Annotated in this window: 18 protein-coding genes; 13 read left to right on the plus strand and 5 right to left on the minus strand. The window is 60.4% G+C overall.

All coding sequences use genetic code 11. The features are described from left to right. Positions 1-84: 84 nt before the first annotated feature. From ABX75_RS10895 to ABX75_RS10940, 10 genes are all read left to right on the plus strand, one after another. Complete coding sequence (locus ABX75_RS10895) at positions 85-975, plus strand: NAD(+) kinase (RefSeq protein ID WP_034097054.1); 891 nt, start codon at positions 85-87, stop codon at positions 973-975. Beyond that, positions 972-1946 (plus strand): metallophosphoesterase, encoded by a 975-nt coding sequence (locus tag ABX75_RS10900; protein WP_162276718.1) that lies wholly within the window; start codon positions 972-974, stop codon positions 1944-1946. Before ABX75_RS10895 ends, ABX75_RS10900 begins: the two co-directional genes overlap by 4 nt. Further along, on the plus strand, positions 1943-2815 hold the full coding sequence (locus ABX75_RS10905) for a rhomboid family intramembrane serine protease (protein ID WP_034113188.1): 873 nt from the start codon (positions 1943-1945) through the stop codon (positions 2813-2815). The genes ABX75_RS10900 and ABX75_RS10905 overlap by 4 nt, the downstream gene beginning before the upstream one ends. Positions 2816-2828: 13 nt before the next feature. Continuing rightward, a complete protein-coding gene (locus tag ABX75_RS10910) occupies positions 2829-3089 on the plus strand; it encodes a YeaC family protein (protein WP_034097057.1) in 261 nt (86 codons plus the stop codon). Beyond that, positions 3086-3916, plus strand: a complete 831-nt coding sequence (locus ABX75_RS10915) for a DUF2797 domain-containing protein (RefSeq protein WP_034113190.1) — start codon at positions 3086-3088, stop codon at positions 3914-3916. Before ABX75_RS10910 ends, ABX75_RS10915 begins: the two co-directional genes overlap by 4 nt. Before the next feature lie 13 nt (positions 3917-3929). After that, positions 3930-6587, plus strand: coding sequence for an aminopeptidase N (gene pepN / locus ABX75_RS10920; RefSeq protein ID WP_047881921.1), 2658 nt, complete (start codon positions 3930-3932; stop codon positions 6585-6587). Positions 6588-6796: 209 nt separating this feature from the next. After that, positions 6797-7513, plus strand: coding sequence for a YafY family protein (locus ABX75_RS10925; protein ID WP_047881922.1), 717 nt, complete (start codon positions 6797-6799; stop codon positions 7511-7513). A 52-nt stretch (positions 7514-7565) separates the two neighbouring features. Beyond that, positions 7566-7901: a nuclear transport factor 2 family protein gene (locus tag ABX75_RS10930; protein WP_047881923.1), complete on the plus strand. Its 336-nt coding sequence runs from the start codon at positions 7566-7568 to the stop codon at positions 7899-7901. 15 nt (positions 7902-7916) lie between these two features. Continuing rightward, on the plus strand, positions 7917-9029 hold the full coding sequence (gene zapE / locus ABX75_RS10935) for a cell division protein ZapE (protein ID WP_047881924.1): 1113 nt from the start codon (positions 7917-7919) through the stop codon (positions 9027-9029). A gap of 164 nt (positions 9030-9193) precedes the next feature. After that, positions 9194-9685, plus strand: a complete 492-nt coding sequence (locus ABX75_RS10940) for a GNAT family N-acetyltransferase (RefSeq protein WP_034097063.1) — start codon at positions 9194-9196, stop codon at positions 9683-9685. A gap of 88 nt (positions 9686-9773) precedes the next feature. Here the strand turns inward: ABX75_RS10940 and ABX75_RS10945 are convergent, their stop codons facing one another. The 4 genes from ABX75_RS10945 to ABX75_RS29370 all read right to left on the minus strand — a co-directional run bounded on the left by ABX75_RS10945 (position 9774) and on the right by ABX75_RS29370 (position 14586). After that, complete coding sequence (locus ABX75_RS10945; protein WP_034097064.1) at positions 9774-9998, minus strand: hypothetical protein; 225 nt, start codon at positions 9996-9998, stop codon at positions 9774-9776. Between the two features lie 143 nt (positions 9999-10141). After that, entirely contained in the window at positions 10142-12370 is a 2229-nt protein-coding gene (locus tag ABX75_RS10950; protein WP_047881925.1) for a TonB-dependent siderophore receptor, read from the minus strand. Positions 12371-12484: 114 nt separating this feature from the next. After that, on the minus strand, positions 12485-14242 hold the full coding sequence (locus ABX75_RS10955) for a phosphoethanolamine transferase CptA (RefSeq protein ID WP_034097066.1): 1758 nt from the start codon (positions 14240-14242) through the stop codon (positions 12485-12487). 164 nt (positions 14243-14406) lie between these two features. Then, positions 14407-14586, minus strand: a complete 180-nt coding sequence (locus ABX75_RS29370) for a DUF6026 family protein (protein WP_256203854.1) — start codon at positions 14584-14586, stop codon at positions 14407-14409. A gap of 271 nt (positions 14587-14857) precedes the next feature. On the opposite strand from ABX75_RS29370, the gene gnd reads away from it, so the two are divergent. Genes gnd through ABX75_RS10970 form a run of 3 tightly spaced genes read left to right on the plus strand, consistent with a single transcriptional unit; the run spans position 14858 to position 18191 of the window. Further along, positions 14858-15841, plus strand: coding sequence for a phosphogluconate dehydrogenase (NAD(+)-dependent, decarboxylating) (gnd, locus tag ABX75_RS10960; RefSeq protein WP_047881926.1), 984 nt, complete (start codon positions 14858-14860; stop codon positions 15839-15841). Then, entirely contained in the window at positions 15838-17361 is a 1524-nt protein-coding gene (zwf, locus tag ABX75_RS10965) for a glucose-6-phosphate dehydrogenase (RefSeq protein WP_034097068.1), read from the plus strand. The genes gnd and zwf overlap by 4 nt, the downstream gene beginning before the upstream one ends. Next, entirely contained in the window at positions 17358-18191 is an 834-nt protein-coding gene (locus ABX75_RS10970) for a Cof-type HAD-IIB family hydrolase (RefSeq protein ID WP_034097069.1), read from the plus strand. Before zwf ends, ABX75_RS10970 begins: the two co-directional genes overlap by 4 nt. Before the next feature lie 61 nt (positions 18192-18252). Here ABX75_RS10970 and ABX75_RS10975 read toward each other — a convergent pair whose 3' ends face one another. After that, positions 18253-18513: a hypothetical protein gene (locus ABX75_RS10975; protein ID WP_034097070.1), complete on the minus strand. Its 261-nt coding sequence runs from the start codon at positions 18511-18513 to the stop codon at positions 18253-18255. Positions 18514-18816 lie beyond the last annotated feature (303 nt).

Genomic DNA, 18816 nt, shown 5'->3' on the forward strand with positions numbered 1-18816 from the left:
TCGCGGCGACAAAGGATTTTGCCTGGCGCGGCCTTTCGCCCATAATCGGGGTTTTTCGCCACACCCCAATCCCGCAGGAGCCCCATGGAGCAATTTCGCAATATCGGCATTATCGGTCGCCTGGGCAGTACCCAGGTGCTGGACACCGTCCGCCGGCTTAAGAAGTTTCTGCTCGAGCGCCACCTGCATGTGATCCTCGAAGACACCATCGCCGAAATCCTTCCCGGCCACGGCCTGCAGACTTCGTCACGCAAGATGCTCGGCGAAGTCTGTGACATGGTGATTGTGGTCGGCGGCGACGGTAGCCTGCTGGGCGCGGCCCGGGCGCTGGCGCGGCATAACGTGCCGGTGCTGGGGATCAACCGGGGCAGTCTGGGGTTTCTCACCGATATCCGCCCCGATGAGCTGGAAGTCGAAGTGGCCAAGGTGCTCGACGGCCAATACCTGGTGGAAAACCGTTTCCTGCTGCAAGCCGAAGTGCGTCGCCATGGCGAAGCCATCGGTCAGGGTGATGCGCTCAACGATGTGGTGCTGCACCCTGGCAAGTCCACACGCATGATCGAATTCGAGTTGTATATCGACGGCCAGTTCGTGTGCAGCCAGAAAGCCGACGGCCTGATCGTCGCCACGCCCACCGGCTCCACCGCGTATGCGCTGTCCGCCGGCGGCCCGATCATGCACCCCAAGCTCGATGCCATTGTGATCGTGCCGATGTATCCCCATATGTTGTCCAGCCGACCGATTGTGGTCGATGGCAACAGTGAGCTGAAAATCGTGGTGTCCAAAGACATGCAGATCTACCCGCAAGTCTCCTGCGACGGGCAGAACCATTTCACCTGCGCCCCCGGTGACACCATCACCGTGAGCAAAAAGGCACAGAAGTTGCGCTTGATCCACCCGCTGGATCACAACTACTACGAAGTGTGCCGCACCAAGTTGGGCTGGGGCAGCCGCTTGGGGGGTGGAGGCGACTGATGCTCGATCCCGCGCGTAGCTACGACCTGATTGGAGACGTGCACGGATGCGCGCATACCCTTGAGCACTTGCTCGACCAGATGGGTTATCACAAGCAGGCCGGCACCTGGCGCCATCCGTCGCGCATGGCGGTGTTCCTCGGCGATATCATCGACCGTGGCCCACGCATCCGCGAAGCGCTGCATATCGTCCACGACATGGCCGAAGCCGGCCAGGCGCTGTGCATCATGGGCAATCACGAGTTCAATGCCCTGGGCTGGGCCACGCCGGCGCCGCCGGGCAGTGGCAAGCAGTACGTGCGCGAGCACACCCCACGGCATGAGCGCTTGATCCACGAAACCCTGACCCAGTTCGAGCAGCATCCGGCCGACTGGCACGACTTCCTCGGCTGGTTCTACGACATGCCGCTGTTTGTCGATGCCGGGCGTTTCCGCGTGGTGCATGCGTGCTGGGACGACAGCTTTATCCAGCCGCTGCGCGCCACATTCCCGGATGGTTGCATCGACCCGCACTTCCTGCAGGCCGCCGCCGTGCCTGGCAGTTTTGCCTGCAATGCCTTTGACCGCCTGTTGCGCGGCACCGATATGCGCCTGCCCGACGGCCTGACGCTGACCGGCGGCGACGGCCTGACGCGCTCGTTCTTCCGCACCAAGTTCTGGGAAGACGACCCCAAGACCTACGGCGACATCGTGTTCCAACCCGATGCGCTGCCCGAGCCGGTGGCGCGCACGCCGTTATCGCCCCATGAAAAGAACTCCCTGCTGCGCTATGGCGCCGACGAGCCGTTGCTGTTCGTCGGCCACTACTGGCGCAGTGGCAAACCGGCGCCGATTCGCCCCAACTTGGCCTGTCTGGATTACAGCGCGGTGCTGTATGGCAAGTTGGTGGCCTATCGATTGGACCAGGAAACTCGCTTGGACCCGCATAAGTTCGTGTGGGTCGATGTCGAGCGGCCGGAGGTGATCCTATGAGTACCGTGGCTGTATTACGATTGCCGCTGAGCGTCGACCTGGGTGGTTTCGTCAAATTGCTGCAACGCATGCAAGTGCCCCATCGCGTCAGCGAAGAGGCCGGTGAGCAAGTGTTATGGGTGCCGGAAAGCATCAGCGATGACGTGCGCGTGTTGTATCAACGCTTCCCGGCCGGCGATCCAGACCAGCAGTTGGACATTCCCGAACAGGCTCCCGTGACCCGTCCCGGTTTCCTCCAGCAGGTGCGGCATAGCCCAGTGACCGCGTTGGTGCTGCTGGCGAGCTTGGTGGTGGGGGCGCTGACTCTGCTGGGCGACAACCTGCAGGCCATGAGCTGGCTGAGCTTTCTGCCGTTCCGAGTACTGGGCGACTACATTCAGTTCACCCCTTTGGCCGACAGCCTGGCATCGGGGCAGTGGTGGCGGTTGGTCACGCCGATGCTGTTGCACTTCGGCATTCTGCACCTGGCCATGAATGGCATGTGGTACTGGGAACTGGGCCGGCGCATCGAAGCGCGCCAGGGCAGTATCAACCTGCTTGGGCTGACTCTGCTGTTCAGCCTGGTTTCCAACTACGCGCAATACGCCTACGGCGGCCCGGGCCTGTTCGGCGGGTTGTCCGGCGTGTTGTATGGCCTGCTCGGGCATTGCTGGATCTATCAACTGTTGTCGCCCAACCCGGCCTATCGCCTGCCCCGTGGGGTGCTGGCGATGATGCTGGTGTGGCTGGTGTTGTGCCTGTCGGGGTTGGTCTCGATGATCGGCTTCGGCGAAATCGCCAACGCGGCCCATGTGGGCGGGCTTGTGATCGGTTGCTTCACCGGCCTGCTGGGCGGGCTCTATAGCCGTCGTAAAACGCCAATTAATTAAAGGAAGAGTCTCCATGTCCTCTTTTGCTGAAATGATCGAAAACATCACCCCGGACATCTACCAGAGCCTCAAGCTCGCGGTGGAAATCGGCAAGTGGTCCGACGGCCGCAAACTCACCGCCGAGCAGCGCGAGTTGTCGTTGCAGGCGATGATCGCCTGGGAGATCCAGAACCTGCCGGAAGACCAGCGCACCGGCTACATGGGCCCGCAGGAATGCCAGTCGAAGTCGACCACCGTGCCGAATATCCTGTTCAAGTCGGACGCGATCCATTGATTGAAATCGGTCGCGGTGCAGTCAGCAAAATGTCGGCGAAACTCGGTGAGCCGACCGTTCAATATGCGTTTCGTCTGGGCGATACCGAAGTGCCGGTCAACCCGTTGATTGGCACCCACGTGCGCCTGGAATACCTCGGCGCCATTCATTGCAGCCATTGCGGGCGCAAGACCAAGACCAGTTTCAGCCAAGGTTATTGCTACCCGTGCATGACCAAACTGGCCCAGTGCGACCTGTGCATCATGAGCCCCGAGCGCTGCCATTACGACGCTGGCACTTGCCGCGATCCGAGCTGGGGCGAGCAGTTCTGCATGACCGACCACGTGGTGTACCTGGCCAATTCCTCCGGGATCAAGGTCGGCATCACCCGCGCCACCCAGCTGCCGACGCGTTGGCTCGATCAGGGCGCCAGTCAAGCGTTACCGATCATGCGCGTGGCCACGCGCCAGCAGTCCGGTTTTGTCGAAGACTTGTTTCGCAGCCAGGTGGCCGATAAGACCAATTGGCGGGCATTGCTCAAGGGCGACGCGGTCAGCGTGAACCTCAAGCAAGTGCGTGACGAGTTGTTCGCCGCCTGTGCCGAGGGCTTGCAGGGGTTGCAGGAACGCTTTGGCCTACAGGCCATCCAAACCATTGCCGACATCGAACCGATTGAAATCCGCTACCCGGTCGAGCAGTATCCGGCCAAGATTGTCAGCTTCAACCTGGACAAGAACCCAATTGCCGAAGGCACGCTGCTGGGGATCAAAGGCCAATACCTGATCTTCGACACAGGCGTTATCAATATTCGCAAGTACACGGCCTACCAGCTCGCCGTGCATCAGTAGAAGGATGCCCACCATGCGCACCGAACAACCCAAGATGATCTACCTCAAGGACTATCAGGCGCCGGACTACCTGATCGACGAGACGCACCTGACCTTCGAGTTGTTCGAGGACCACAGCCTGGTCCACGCGCAGTTGGTGATGCGCCGCAATCCCGAGCGCGGCGCCGGCCTGCCGCCGCTGGTGTTGGATGGGCAGCAACTGGAGCTGCTGAGCGTCAACCTGGGCGACAAGGAACTGACCGAGGCTGACTACCAGTTGACCGACAGCCACCTGACCCTGCACCCGACCCACGACAGCTTCACGCTCGACACCAGCGTGCGCATCCACCCGGAAACCAATACCGCGTTGGAAGGCCTGTACAAATCCGGCGGCATGTTCTGCACCCAATGCGAAGCCGAGGGCTTTCGTAAGATCACCTATTACCTCGACCGCCCGGACGTGATGAGCCGGTTCACCACCACGGTGATCGCCGAACAGCACAGCTACCCGGTGCTGCTCTCCAACGGCAACCCGATCGCCAGCGGCCCCGGTGAAGACGGCCGTCACTGGGCGACCTGGGAAGACCCATTCAAGAAACCTGCGTACCTGTTCGCCCTGGTGGCCGGCGACCTGTGGTGCGTCGAAGACAGCTTCACCACCATGACCCAGCGTGAAGTGGCGCTGCGCATCTACGTCGAGCCGGAAAACATCGACAAGTGCCAGCACGCCATGACCAGCCTGAAAAAATCCATGCGCTGGGACGAAGAAACCTACGGCCGCGAGTACGACCTCGACATCTTTATGATCGTGGCGGTCAATGACTTCAACATGGGCGCCATGGAGAACAAGGGCCTCAATATCTTCAACTCCAGCGCCGTGCTGGCCCGCGCCGAGACCGCTACCGACGCCGCGCACCAGCGGGTCGAAGCGATTGTCGCCCACGAGTATTTCCACAACTGGTCGGGCAACCGCGTGACCTGCCGCGACTGGTTCCAGCTGTCGCTCAAGGAAGGTTTCACGGTGTTCCGTGACTCGGGCTTCTCCGCCGATATGAACTCGGCCACGGTCAAGCGCATCCAGGATGTGGCCTACCTGCGTACTCACCAGTTCGCCGAAGACGCCGGCCCCATGGCTCACGCCGTGCGCCCGGACAGCTTTATCGAAATCTCCAACTTCTACACCCTGACCGTGTATGAAAAGGGTTCGGAAGTAGTCGGCATGATCCACACCTTGCTCGGGGCCGAAGGCTTCCGTAAGGGCAGCGACCTGTACTTCGAACGCCACGACGGCCAGGCCGTGACCTGCGATGACTTCATCAAGGCCATGGAAGACGCCAACAACGTGGATCTCAGCCAGTTCAAACGCTGGTACAGCCAGGCCGGCACGCCGCGCCTGGCGGTGAGCGAGTCCTACGATGCTGCCGCCCACACCTACAGCCTGACGTTCCGCCAGAGCTGCCCGCCGACTCCGGACAAGATGGAAAAACTTCCCTTCGTGATCCCGGTGGCACTGGGCTTGCTGGACGGCGAGGGCGCCGACCTGCCGCTGCGCCTGGCAGGCGAGGCCGCAGCCGCTGGCACCTCCCGCGTGCTGTCGGTGACGCAAGCCGAGCAGACCTTCACCTTCGTCGATATCCCAGAGCAGCCATTGCCGTCGCTGCTGCGCGGCTTCTCGGCGCCGGTGAAGCTGAGCTTCCCCTACAGCCGTGATCAGCTGATGTTCCTGATGCAGCACGACAGCGACGGCTTCAACCGTTGGGATGCCGGGCAGCAACTGTCGGTGCAGGTGTTGCAGGAGCTGATCGGCCAGCATCAGGCCGGTCAGCCGCTGCAGTTGGATCAGCGTCTGATTGACGCGCTGCGCACGGTGCTGACGGACGAAACCCTCGACCAGGCCATGGTCGCGGAAATGCTCTCGTTGCCGAGCGAAGCCTATCTCACCGAGATCAGCGACGTGGCGGACGTGGACGCCATCCATGCCGCCCGCGAATTTGCGCGCAAGCAGCTGGCCGACCACTTGTTCGACACCCTGTGGCTGCGTTATCAGGCCAATCGCGAATTGTCGCGCCAGACCCCTTATGTGGCCTCGGCCGAACACTTTGCGCGACGTGCCTTGCAGAACATTGCGCTGTCCTACCTGATGCTCAGCGCCAAGTCCGAAGTGCTGGCGGCGACCCTGGAACAGTTCGACGCCTGCGACAACATGACTGAGCGGCTGACGGCGCTGGCGGTGCTGGTCAACTCGCCGTTCGAGGCGGAAAAAGCCCAGGCGCTGGCGGTGTTCGCCGAGAACTTCAAGGACAACCCGCTGGTCATGGACCAGTGGTTCAGCGTGCAGGCGGGCAGCACACTGCCGGGCGGCCTGGCGCGGGTCAAGGCGTTGATGGAGCACCCGGCGTTCACGATCAAGAACCCGAACAAGGTGCGTGCGCTGATCGGCGCCTTTGCCGGGCAGAACCTGATCAACTTCCACGCCGCGGACGGTTCCGGTTACCGCTTCCTGGCGGACCTGGTGATCCAGTTGAACGTCCTCAACCCTCAAATCGCGTCGCGCCAATTGGCACCGCTGACCCGCTGGCGCAAGTACGACAGCGCGCGCCAGGCGCTGATGAAGGCCGAGCTGGAGCGCATCCTCGCGTCCGGCGAGTTGTCCAGCGATGTGTACGAAGTGGTCAGCAAGAGCCTGGCGTAAGGGACCGGTGCGTTGTCATCCCCGTTCGCTCACCCCTTACTGAGATGAGCGGGCTTTTTTTGTGGTGAGCGGGCTTGCCCCGCGCCGGGCTGCGAAGCAGCCCTATCAAAACACCGCAACACCTCAGCAAACCGCAGGCATTTGCTACTGACAAGTTCTGTCAGTAGCAGGTGCTAAACTGCGGCATCTTTTCCCCCTGAGCCATCAACGTGTCCCGCACCACTCGTTTACTGACCTTGCTGCAGGCCCTGCGTGGGCGCAAGCGCCCGGTCACGGCGGCCGCGCTGGCGGCGCAGCTGGAGGTGTCCGAGCGCACGCTGTACCGCGACATCGCTGAGTTGACCGCGCTGGGCGCGCCGATTTTCGGCGAGGCCGGGGTAGGGTACGTGTTGCGCAGCGGCCTGTTCTTGCCGCCCTTGATGCTCAACGCCGAGGAAACCGAGGCGATCGTGCTGGGTTTGCGCTATGTGGATCAGCGTGGCGATGACGTGCTCAGTCGTGCCGCCGCCAACGCCTTGGCGAAAATCGCCGATGTGCTGGACCCTGCCGCTCAAGAAGCCTTGCGCAACCCGACCCTGTTGCCGGGTCCGCCGGGGTTCGGCTATCCGGAAAACCGCGTGCCGCTCAATGTGTTTCGCGAGGCGATCAGCCAGCAGAGCAAGCTGCACATCGATTACGCGGACGCCAGTCAAACCCAAAGCCAGCGCCTGATCTGGCCGCTGGCCCTGGGCTTTCTGAATGAGGTGCGGGTGGTCGTCGCCTGGTGCGAGTTACGCGGCGCCTATCGCACTTTTCGCACCGACCGCGTGGCCAGCGCCGACGCCCGTGGAGAACGCTATCCGGGCCGCCGCAGTGACTGGTTGCGGGCCTGGCGCAAGCTGATGGAACAGGATGACAGCGGCCGTTTCACTCCTGACAAAAACTGACACAACGCTGGCTTAGCATGGCCTTACAAAATCAACCGACAGGAGTTGTGCCATGCCCCTTAACGAACTGGCCCCGGCCATCGCCACCTATATCGAAGCGATCAATAGCCGCGACATCTCGGTGGTGGCCCAATGTTTTGCCGAAGACGCCAACGTGTTCGATGAAGGCCAGCATCAGGTCGGCACCGCCGCCATTGCGCGCTGGATGGAGGACACGGCCCAGCGCTACCAGCCGCGGGTCGAAGTGCTTAAGGTGCAGCATCGCACGGGTAAGGTGCTGGTCAGCAACGTGGTAACCGGTAATTTTCCGGGCAGCCCGCTGGAGTTGCGCTACACCTTTCGCTTGAATGAGCAGGGAAAGATTTCACGCCTGGATATTTCCGTGTAGGTCATACTGGCGGGCATGACTTTCGACTCGCCTCTAGCGGCCTACCAACACGCCATCACCCAGCAGGGCTTTGTGACCGACGCCGCCCAGCGCCGCGCGGTCGAGGCCCTGCAAGCCTGCCATCAGGCCCTGCATCAGGGCTGCGCGCCGATCAACGGGGTTTACTTATGGGGCCCGGTGGGGCGCGGTAAAACCTGGCTGATGGACCAGTTCTATCAAAGCCTGCGTGTCCCCGCGCGGCGCCAGCATTTTCATCACTTTATGGGCTGGGTGCATCAGCGTCTGTTCCAATTGAGTGGCACACCCGACCCGTTGCAGGCTCTGGCGCATGAGCTGAGTCGTGAGGTGCGAGTGCTGTGCTTCGATGAATTGTTCGTCAACGATATCGGCGATGCGATCATCCTGGGCCGTTTGTTCCAGGTCATGTTCGAGGCGGGTGTGGTGATGGTCTGCACCTCCAACCAGCCGCCCGATCAGTTGTATGCCGAGGGTTTCAACCGCGAGCGCTTCCTGCCGGGCATCGCCGCACTCAAGCGGCATATGCAGGTGTTGGCGGTGGACGGTGACGAGGATCACCGTCTGCACCCCGGAATCGGCCTGCAGCGTTACTGGGTCAACCAGCCGGAGGCGTTGGCCGAGGTATTTGGGCGTCTGGCCGAAGGGCAGCCGGTGGTCAGTGGGCCGATTGACGTCGGGCATCGCCGCATCGTCGCGGCGCGCGCCAGCGACCTTGTGCTGTGGTGCCGTTACGCCGATCTGTGTGAACAACCCTTGGCGGCGATGGACTTTATGCTGCTGTGCGATCGCTACCGCGCGATCCTGCTCGGCGAAGTCCCTGAGTTGAGCGCCCGCAAGCGGCCTGGCCGGATTGCCCGTGGCACCGAAGATGCGGCCCAGCGCGTGCTGGCCGGTGATCGCGAACTGCCGGCGTTGTCGGTGCACGATGACAGCGTGCGGCGTTTTATCGCCCTGGTGGATGAATGCTACGACCGCAAGGTGCCGCTGTTCATCGAGGCCCGCGTCCCGTTGGAGCGCCTTTACACCGAGGGCTACCTGGAATTTCCGTTCCGTCGAACCTTGAGTCGCTTACGGGAAATGCAGCTACAGCGTTTCGGCGCGACCCCGTAGGAAAAGCCACCGAAACCGTCCGGCAGACGCTTTTGATGGGTAAAACCTTCGCGCTTTCATGCGCGGATTTGTAGTTAATCTCCTTCATCTGCGGCTGACGCCGTGCGTACAATCGTGCCTCTCAAAGGGAGCTGATTCCCTTGTTGTTGCTATCGAGGACGGAAATGGACACCCCTGACATCCTGGTGCTGCAAGCCAGCTACACCAATCCCGTGCATGCCGAGGCGATCGCCACGTTACTCAACCATTACGCTGAAGACCCCATGGGTGGCGGCCATGGCCTGCCCGCTGACTTGCTGGAGCAACTGCCGGCGGAACTGGCCAAGCGGCCCCATGCATTCAGCGTGCTGGCATTTGTCGGCGGCGAGCCCGCAGGGTTGATCAACTGTTTTGAAGGGTTCTCCACGTTTGCCTGCCGACCGTTGGTCAATGTGCATGATGTGGCGGTGATGGAGCGTTTTCGCGGGTTGGGGTTGAGTCAGAAAATGCTGCAGAAGGTCGAGGAAATCGCCCGCCAGCGTGGCTGCTGCAAGATCACCCTGGAAGTACTTGAAGGCAATGCCGTGGCGCAGGCGGCTTATCGCAAGTTCGGCTTTGATGATGCGGTGTTTGATCCGGCCCATGGCCGCATGCTTTTTTGGAATAAACCGCTGTAATAAAAAAGGCGCCATTGAATGGCGCCAAGTTAACCATTGCCAAAGGAGCGAAATGACAAAGGGAGCTGCGGATTAACACCCGATTAAATTAACCCTTGGGTTGCTGTTCAATGCCAGATTGTTCGACAGGCGTGTTCTTCAAGTCTCTACCGTCAGCAGCTGCGGTTTGCTGTTGCAGAGGGCCGTGAGTCTGCTCCTGAATAAAGGCGAAGTTGTTGTAGAACTCCTTCGAGCGCTCTGAACCGCCCTCGGCAAAGGCTGCGGCGGAGGTCAACGTCATCAGGCTGGCGAGGATTAGGGTGGAAAGTTTCATGGTGGTGTTCCCATTAAGTGTGATCGGTATTCGCTCGCTCCCTGATCGAATGGATGGGGCAACTATGGGGGCGGGTCATTAAGTGGGAATTAACCTGAGGCACACCCGAAGTTAACTTTTTTTATTAACTTCGGGTGTCGAGATTAAAGCTTCCAGTCCAGGGCCAAGGTAACCGCGCGGGGGTCGCCCCAGTACACGCCGTTATAGAAACCGACGCGTTCGTAGTACTTCTGATCGAATAGATTGTTGATGTTCAACGATGCCGATAGATGCTCGTCGACTTGGTAGCGCGACATCAGGTTGACCACGGTGTAAGCCTGCTGCGTGATCTTGTCGCGGGTAGTGATCAGCTCGCCGTCGGCATTCCGTTCCCCCGTGGGCCGATTACCGAAATCGTAAATGTCGCTCTGCCAATTCACCGCGCCGCCCACGGTAAGCTTGCGCCATGCGCCTGGCAGGCGATAAGCGCTGGACACCTTCAGCAGGTTCAGGGGCTGGCCGGTGTTGTTGCGTGTGCCCGCGCCGTTCACCGAGTGGCTGTAGGTGTAACCCGCCGTAAGGTTCCAGTCCGGCATGATCTCGCCGGCAACCTCCAGCTCGAAGCCGTTGACCTTGTTGCCTTTGCCGCCGGACTTATAGTACTCCTCGCCGGTGGCCGGGTTCGGCGCCACCGAGTAGTCGCGTTCCGCGACGTTGTCCTGGGTGCTCCAGAAGTACGCGGCGGCCAGGTTCACGCGCTCATTGAGCACGCTGCCCTTGAGGCCGACTTCATAGTTGCTGCCCACCACCGGCTCCAGGTATTTCTTGTTGGCATCCCGCAGGCTTTGCGGTTTGAAGATATCGGTGTAGCTCGCGTAGACGGTGTACTCCGGCGTCAAGTCATAGAGCAGCCCGGCGTAGGGCGTCCACATATCGTTGTGGGTCTGGCGGGTCTTGTCGTTGGCGGTCAGTTGGTTGTTGGCATCGTAGCTCGGGGCCGCGCTTTCCAACTCCCAACTGCCGTAGCGACTGCCCAGTACGGCGTGCAGGCGCTCGGTCAGGCTCAGGCGGGTGGCCAGGTAACCGGCCTTTTGCTGTTTGCTGCTGTGTTCGCCCTTGAGGTCGGTGACCGTGTCGGTGAACTTGGGGATGCCGCCCATGTATTTCCAATCTTCAATGGTGTAGTAGCTGTCATCCAGGCGGCTGCGCATAAACGGCGACACGTCGCGTTGGGCCGCTTCGCCGTAGCCCATCATCAGTGCATGTTCGCGCCCCAGCAGCGCATAACTGCCGGCCAGATTCAGGTCAACGGCTTCCATTCTCGAAGTGCCGCGCATATGGCTGGCCCAGGCGCTCATGCCGCTGCGGTCGTCGTTGGGGAAGCCCGCGCCGCCGTAGTACACCTTGCCGTCCGTGTCGCTTTGCCGATGGGTATAGGCGGCTTTCAGGTGCCAGTCGCCTGCCAGGCGATGATCCAGGGTCGCGAAAGTGGTTTTGTCGGTCAGCGGCCAGGAGCTCCAGTGCGCCGCCATATTGGTCGAGCGCGGCAGCCTGGCCTTTTCGCCCCGGCTGTTCCAGTATGGTACGGTGCCCCAGGAGGTGCCTTGAACCTGCTTGTCCTGGTAATCGAACCCCACGGCCAGCACGGTATCGTCTGACAGGTCACCTTCAAGAATGCCGTAGCCGACCGAGCGCTGCAGCGCATAGTTATCTCGGAACGACTGGCTGTCGCGGTAAGCCAGCACCGTGCGCCCGCGTAGCCGACCGTCGAACGCCAGCGGACCGCCGACGTCCAGGTAGCTGTAGTAATTGTCATGGCTGGCACCGCTGACGCCGGTTTTTGCCTGCCATTGGGCGGTAGGGCGCTTGCGCACCATGTTCACGGTGGCCGAAGGATCGCCCGCACCGGTGGTCAAGCCCGTCGCACCGCGCACCACTTCGATACGGTCGTAGATGATGGTGTCGGCGTCGGACTTCATATAGCCGAACGTATTGAGCATTCCGTCGATCTGGAAATTGCTGATGCCATAGCCACGGGAAGAATAGGCCACGCGTTCGGAGTCGTTGTGCTGCACGTTGATGCCGGTGGTCTGGCGCAGCACGTCGGTCAAGGTATTGAGGTTGAAGTCGTCCATCTGCTGGCGGGTGATTACCGAGATCGACTGCGGAGTGTCCTTGACGGACAGGTTCAGGCGCGTGGCGGTGTTCATCGAACCGGTTGTGTAGGACCCGGTGTGCTCGGTGGTGGCGCCGAGGCCATCCGCGGTGATGCTGGTGGCTTGCAACTCCAGCGGTGTTGGGTCGCTATCGGTTTCAGCCAGCAAGTCAGGACTCAGCAACAGGCCAAACACGCTGAGCGAAAAGGACATGGAACGGGTGAAGGGCGCGATCATCGCGGAAGACTCCTTGTCGTCTTTGCGGCCTTTTCGGTATGAAAAGGCCATGGCTCAAAGACGAAAGGAGCAGGGCAACTTTAGGCTTAAACGAGAATGATTGTTATCTTTCTGTTACAAGGCCGGTGTTTCCTGTAGCACCACTTCGGTGGTGGCGGCTTTCTTCGGCTTGATGAGGCTGAAGTCGATCAGCGGCTTTTGCTGGCGCTGATAGGGGTCGCCAATCAGCAGCGGGCGCGGTTTGAAGCTGTCACTCACCAGGCTTTTGCTGCGGTCCAGCTCAGTGGAGCTCAACCCGGCCAGATCGGCCCAGGTGTGAATCAACTGTGAGCTGCTGTAGGGCCGCTGCAGGTCGCCGGCAAAATTCCAGCTGTGGCTTTCGCGCCATTTCGGCGAGGCGTAGGCCATGAACGGAATGGTGTACATCGGCGCCGTCGGCTTGCCTTCATTGCGGCCCAAAGTGCTGTGGCCGGCGGAGTCGAATACGTCTTCGCCATGGTCCGACAGGTACAGCAGGAAGCCGTTGGGGTCGGTCTTGGCGTAGTCCTTGATCAGGCTCGACACCACGAAGTCGTTGTACAGCACCGCATTGTCGTAGCTGTTGTAGGTCGGCAACTGATCGTCGCTGATGCTCGCAGGCACACCTTCACGGTCGGTGAACTTGTCGAAGCTGGGCGGGTAACGGTACTGGTAGCTCATGTGCGTGCCCAGCAGGTGCACCACGATGAACTTGCGCTCGGCCGGATCGGCCAGGGCCTTGGAAAACGGTGCCAATACATCGCCGTCGTACTGACGGGCGTTCTGGTTGCGGTTGTTGTTCAGGTACACCTGCTCGTCGGCCTGTTCGGAAAAGGTCGTGAGCATGGTGTTGCGCTTGGTCATGGTCTGCTGGTTGGTGATCCAGTAAGTCTTGTAGCCGGCCTGTTTCATCATGCTGACGATGGATGGCGTCTTGAGGTACAGGTCGGGGTTTTCTTCGTCGGCGAAGGTCAGGACCTGCTGCAACGCCTCGATGGTGTAGGGGCGTGGGGTGATGACATTGTCGAACACGGCCAATTGGTCGCGCAGCTTGTCCAGCTCTGGTGTGGTTGCGCGTGGATAGCCGTACAGGCTCATGCGCTGGCGGTTGGTCGATTCGCCGATGACGAGCACCAGTGTCGACGGCTGGCCGGCGGCGGCGTCCTTGAGGTTGGTCAGCGGCGGGATCTGGCTGGCGCTGTGCAGCATGCCCTGCATGTTGTCCAGTTGTTCGGTGTAACGGCGGTAGGCCACGATCATCTGCCAAGGTACGGCCGGCTCGATGCGGGTTTCGAAGCGGTCGATGCCGTCGGCCAAGGTCTCGCTACGGGCAATCTGCTTGACCAGCGGGTAGCCGACAATGGCCACCAGGATCGCGGTTGCCGCCAGTAACGCCTGGCCGCGCGGCAGGTAGACCGGGCGCACGCGGGTCCATAGGAAGATGGCTAAGGCAGTGTGGGCAATGAACGCCAGTACGATCCACCAGGCGAAGTACTGGGTGAGGTATTCACCGGCTTCGGAGATGTTCGACTCGAACATGATAAAGATGACGCTCTGGGAAAATTCCTGCTGATAAACGAAGAAATATCCCAGGCTGGCCATGGAACAGGCCCACAGCACCACGCCGATCACGGCGGCGAGTACACGGGTCTGGCGTGGAAAGACCAGCATCGGCGCGAGCCACAGGGCGCTCATGAAAAAGGCTTGGCGAAACCCGCTGAAACCCGAGGTGCCGCTGAGTTGGATCAGCAGTTGGGTAATACCCGAGAAATACCAGAAAAACAGGAACAGCCAGCCAAGGCCAGCCCAATCAAAGCCTTTCGCAGACTTAGTGCTGCGTTTGAACATTGCCATCCGGCGCTCCAACCCAAGAGTTTTCCAGTTGACGCGCAGGGCTGCACGCAACACCGGCCACCCTGGTTTTAAGGGGCGGCCTTTGGGGGCGGGAGTATCGGGATGGGCGTGTGAAAACTTTGTGAGATTTTTGTAGGGGTTATCTTACAAAGCGGTGACAGGGCTCAGCAGAGTGCAGGTTGCGCGCCGGCCGGCTGATCCAGTTGAGCCTGGATGATGTACGAGCGCAGGCGCATGACTTCCTGCTGCAATTGTTCGCGCTCGTCTTTCAACTGACGCAACTCATCGCGACGGATATTGACGTAGAGAGTCTGGGGAGGGCGGGTCATCTGTGCTGTGCTCATTGCTTGCCTCGCAAATAGCCGGTGTGTCGCGGTGTGCCAGAACGCTTGAGTCGAGGTTCTCGGCATCAGTCGGAAGCAATTCTGAATTCTTTTTCACAGCAATGGAACTTTTTTATTTTTGGTGGTCGTGTGACTTTTGCCGCGGTGATGGTGAAACGATGGCATCTTTTTTGGCATGAAACTACACCGATCCGCTCTGGACTAACCCTCATTAGCCTCATTGCGCTATAAACTATGTCACACATTTTTTAGTAGTTAGGAGCATCAGCACATGCAACTGGGGATTATCGGACTAGGCCGCATGGGCGGGAATATTGCACGGCGCCTGATGCTCAATGGGCATACCACCGTTGTTTACGACCGTAACGAAGCATTTGTCAAAGGCTTGAGCGAAGAGGGCGCCACCGGCGTCGCCGACCTCAAAGCCCTGGTCGCCGGGCTGCAGCAGCCTCGCGCCGTGTGGGTCATGTTGCCGGCGGGCGACCCCACCGAGAACACCATTCAAGAACTCAGTGAACTGCTGGACAGCGGCGACGTAATCATCGATGGCGGCAACACCAACTACAAGGATGACGTACGCCGCGCCAAGGCCCTGGCGAAAAAAGGTCTGCACTATGTCGACGTCGGCACTTCCGGCGGTGTCTGGGGCCTGGAACGCGGCTATTGCATGATGATTGGCGGCGATACCGAAACCGTGCAGCGTCTGGACCCGATCTTCGCCAGCCTGGCGCCAGGCCTGGGCACCATTCCGCGCACCAAGGACCGTTCCGCCGCCGCCGACCCGCGCGCCGAACACGGTTATATCCACGCTGGGCCGGCCGGTTCCGGGCACTTCGTCAAGATGATCCATAACGGCATCGAATACGGAATGATGCAGGCGTTCGCCGAGGGTTTCGACATTCTCAAAACCAAGAACTCGGAGAACTTGCCCGAAGATCAGCGTTTCGACCTGAATGTGGCCGATATCGCCGAAGTGTGGCGCCGTGGCAGCGTGGTGTCGTCGTGGTTGCTGGACTTGACCGCCGATGCCCTGGCCACCGACCCGAAACTCGACGGCTATTCCGGCTCCGTGGCCGACAGTGGCGAAGGCCGCTGGACTATCGAAGCGGCCATGGAACAAGCCGTGCCGGTGCCGGTGCTGTCCACCTCGTTGTTCGCCCGTTTCCGCTCGCGCCAGCAGAGCACTTACGGTGACAAGATGCTGTCGGCGATGCGCTTCGGCTTCGGTGGTCACGTGGAGACTTCCAAAAAATGACGGCTAACGGCAAAAAACTGAAGGCCGAACCCGCTCCACCTACCACTTTGTTCCTGTTTGGTGCCCATGGCGACTTGGTCAAGCGCCTGCTGATGCCGGCGCTGTACAACCTCAGTCGCGACGGGTTGCTGGGCGACGGCTTGCGCATCGTCGGGGTGGATCACAACGCCATCAGCGATGCCGACTTCGCCAAGAAACTCGAAGATTTCATTCGCACCGAAGCCGCGAGCAAGGTCAAAGGCAATGCCGAGAACGCGCTGGACCCGCAGTTGTGGGCTCAGTTGGCCAAAGGCATCAGCTACGTCGAGGGCGACTTCCTCGACGACAGCACCTACACCGACATCGGCAAGAAAATCGCCGAGAGCGGCACCGGCAATGCGGTGTTCTATTTGGCCACCGCGCCGCGTTTTTTCAGCGAGGTGGTGCAGCGGTTGGGCAGCGCCGGCTTGTTGACGGAAACTGACCACGGTTTCCGTCGCGTGGTCATCGAAAAACCGTTCGGTTCCGATCTGGCCACCGCCGAAGCGTTGAACGCGTGCCTGCTCAAGGTGATGAGCGAGAAGCAGATCTACCGCATCGACCATTACCTGGGCAAAGAAACGGTACAGAACATCCTGATCAGCCGTTTCTCCAACGTGCTGTTCGAAGCGTTCTGGAACAATCACTACATCGATCACGTGCAAATCACCGCCGCCGAAACCGTCGGCGTGGAGACGCGGGGTAACTTCTTCGAAAAAACTGGCACGTTGCGGGATATGGTGCCCAACCACCTGTTCCAGCTGTTGGCCATGGTCGCCATGGAGCCGCCAGCGGCGTTCGGCGCCGACGCGGTGCGCGGGGAAAAGGCCAAGGTGATTGGCGCGGTGCGCCCCTGGTCCCTGGAAGATGCACGGGCCAACTCGGTACGGGGCCAGTACACCGCTGGCGAGATCGGCGGCAAGGCATTGCCGGGTTACCGCGAAGAGGCCAACGTCGCGCCGGACAGCAGCACCGAGACCTTCGTGGCGCTCAAGGTGATGATCGACAACTGGCGCTGGGTCGGCGTGCCGTTCTACCTGCGCACCGGCAAGCGCATGAGTGTGCGCGATACCGAAATCGTGATCTGCTTCAAGCCGGCCCCCTATGCGCAGTTCCGCGATACCGACGTGGATGAACTCAAGCCTACCTACCTGAAAATCCAGATCCAGCCGAATGAAGGCATGTGGTTCGACCTGTTGGCGAAAAAGCCTGGGCCGACCCTGGATATGGCCAATATCCAATTGGGTTTCGCCTACAAGGACTTTTTCCAGATGCAACCGTCGACGGGGTACGAAACCCTGATCTACGACTGCATGACCGGCGACCAGACCTTGTTTCAGCGCGCCGACAACATTGAGAACGGCTGGCGCGCGGTGCAGCCATTCCTCGATGCGTGGAAGGAAGATGATGGCATCCAGACTTACAAGGCAGGTGAAGATGGTCCGGCGGCGGCTGACACGCTGCTGGCCCGGGATGGTCGTACCTGGCACACACTCGGATGAGTGATGCCGCGATCCAACCCATCCGTTTTATCCTCAGCGACGTGGATGGCACGTTGCTGCATCCCGACCACAGCCTCAGCCAACGCACGGCCGATGCGGTTCGTGCCTTGCGTGACGCCGGTGTGCTGTTCAGCCTGGCCAGCGGGCGACCGCCCAAGGCCATGTTGCACCTGATTGAAACGTTCGGTATCGATGTTCCGGTGGCGGGCTTCAATGGCGGTACGTTGATCCATCCGGACGGCAGGGTTTTGATGGCTCACCACCTGCCTGCTGAAGCCGCGCTGATCGCCTTGGCGCTGTTTTCGGCCGAGTCGGAGGTGGAAGTCTGGATGTTTGCCGATGGCGATTGGCTGCGCCGTGGTTCGCCCGGCCCGATGGAACCGCGGGAAACCGCTGGGCTGGGTTATGGGCCGCAGGTGGTGGAGAGTTTTGAACCCTATCTGGATCGGGTCGACAAGATTGTCGCTGCCAGCCTTAACACGCAACTGCTGGTTGAACTGGAGGCGCGTTTGCACCCCAAGGTCGAGGGGCTGGCGCAGGTTTCGCGGTCGCAGCCGGTTTATCTGGATGTGACGGCCATGCTGGCCAATAAAGGCGAGGCGTTAAAAACGTTGGCCGAGCATCTGGGCGTGGCGCTTGAGCACACTGCGGCCATCGGTGATGGCGGCAATGACCCGGCGATGTTTGAGGTGGCCGGGCTGGCGATTGCCATGGGCCAGGCGGAAGAAACCGTCAAACGTCGCGCCAATGTAGTGACGGGCACTAATATTGACGACGGTGCCGCAGAAGCTTTCGAGCGGTTTATTCTGCCGTCACACTCAATACGCTAAGTTCAACGGCACAACTTACGATCACGGTTTGTATGGATCGAAAGTTGTGCCGTCGATTTATTTACTTAGGCATTGCCCAGGATTGTAACTGATAGCCGCTTTTATCCAGTTCGGCACGCGCCTGCAACAGCAGGTTTTCCAATTGCGCGGGATCGGTGTAGGCACTCGACGAGAGTTGCTTGCGGCCGATGCGGTTGTTGGTGCGGTCGACGACGCTGAGGCTGAGGGCGCCATTGCCATCGTGCCAGGCCACGCACTGAAAGGGCTGGAAGGCACGGTCTGCGATCAAAAGAGCTTCGTTGATGCGGAGCGGGGCGTTCATTGGGGTCTCTCTCTAAATGCCCAATCAAATGAGTGCCGTCGGTTGGGCGAGCCAGGCGGCGAGTTACTTGTACTGATGCGCGATGGCGGGGTGCGGGTCACATGTTAGAGCAACAAATTTCAACTTTCCGTGATTGAGGTCATGTAAGCGCCTGTTTTGAAAGCTGATTGAAAGTTTCCACAGTCGGCAACTTTTTAATCGCTGAAGCAAGAAGATGGCTTTTTGCCCCGACTTATAGCGAAACGGTACAAGGCGCGCGTCAATATCTTGCTAGGGTTAGCACCAGTCGTTACAACTGGTTGT

The organism is Pseudomonas sp. ARP3 (assembly GCF_001029595.1).
GTDB classification, from domain to species: Bacteria; Pseudomonadota; Gammaproteobacteria; order Pseudomonadales; family Pseudomonadaceae; genus Aquipseudomonas; species Aquipseudomonas rhodesiae.

Coding starts and splice junctions, on each gene's coding strand:
- ABX75_RS10895 (WP_034097054.1), top strand. CDS start 85: ATGGAGCAATTTCGCAATATCGGCATTATCGGTCGCCTGGGCAGTACC.
- ABX75_RS10905 (WP_034113188.1), top strand. CDS start 1,943: ATGAGTACCGTGGCTGTATTACGATTGCCGCTGAGCGTCGACCTGGGT.
- ABX75_RS10910 (WP_034097057.1), top strand. CDS start 2,829: ATGTCCTCTTTTGCTGAAATGATCGAAAACATCACCCCGGACATCTAC.
- pepN (WP_047881921.1), top strand. CDS start 3,930: ATGCGCACCGAACAACCCAAGATGATCTACCTCAAGGACTATCAGGCG.
- ABX75_RS10930 (WP_047881923.1), top strand. CDS start 7,566: ATGCCCCTTAACGAACTGGCCCCGGCCATCGCCACCTATATCGAAGCG.
- zapE (WP_047881924.1), top strand. CDS start 7,917: ATGACTTTCGACTCGCCTCTAGCGGCCTACCAACACGCCATCACCCAG.
- ABX75_RS10940 (WP_034097063.1), top strand. CDS start 9,194: ATGGACACCCCTGACATCCTGGTGCTGCAAGCCAGCTACACCAATCCC.
- ABX75_RS10945 (WP_034097064.1), bottom strand. CDS start 9,998: ATGAAACTTTCCACCCTAATCCTCGCCAGCCTGATGACGTTGACCTCC.
- ABX75_RS10950 (WP_047881925.1), bottom strand. CDS start 12,370: ATGATCGCGCCCTTCACCCGTTCCATGTCCTTTTCGCTCAGCGTGTTT.
- ABX75_RS10955 (WP_034097066.1), bottom strand. CDS start 14,242: ATGGCAATGTTCAAACGCAGCACTAAGTCTGCGAAAGGCTTTGATTGG.
- ABX75_RS29370 (WP_256203854.1), bottom strand. CDS start 14,586: ATGAGCACAGCACAGATGACCCGCCCTCCCCAGACTCTCTACGTCAAT.
- gnd (WP_047881926.1), top strand. CDS start 14,858: ATGCAACTGGGGATTATCGGACTAGGCCGCATGGGCGGGAATATTGCA.
- zwf (WP_034097068.1), top strand. CDS start 15,838: ATGACGGCTAACGGCAAAAAACTGAAGGCCGAACCCGCTCCACCTACC.
- ABX75_RS10970 (WP_034097069.1), top strand. CDS start 17,358: ATGAGTGATGCCGCGATCCAACCCATCCGTTTTATCCTCAGCGACGTG.
- ABX75_RS10975 (WP_034097070.1), bottom strand. CDS start 18,513: ATGAACGCCCCGCTCCGCATCAACGAAGCTCTTTTGATCGCAGACCGT.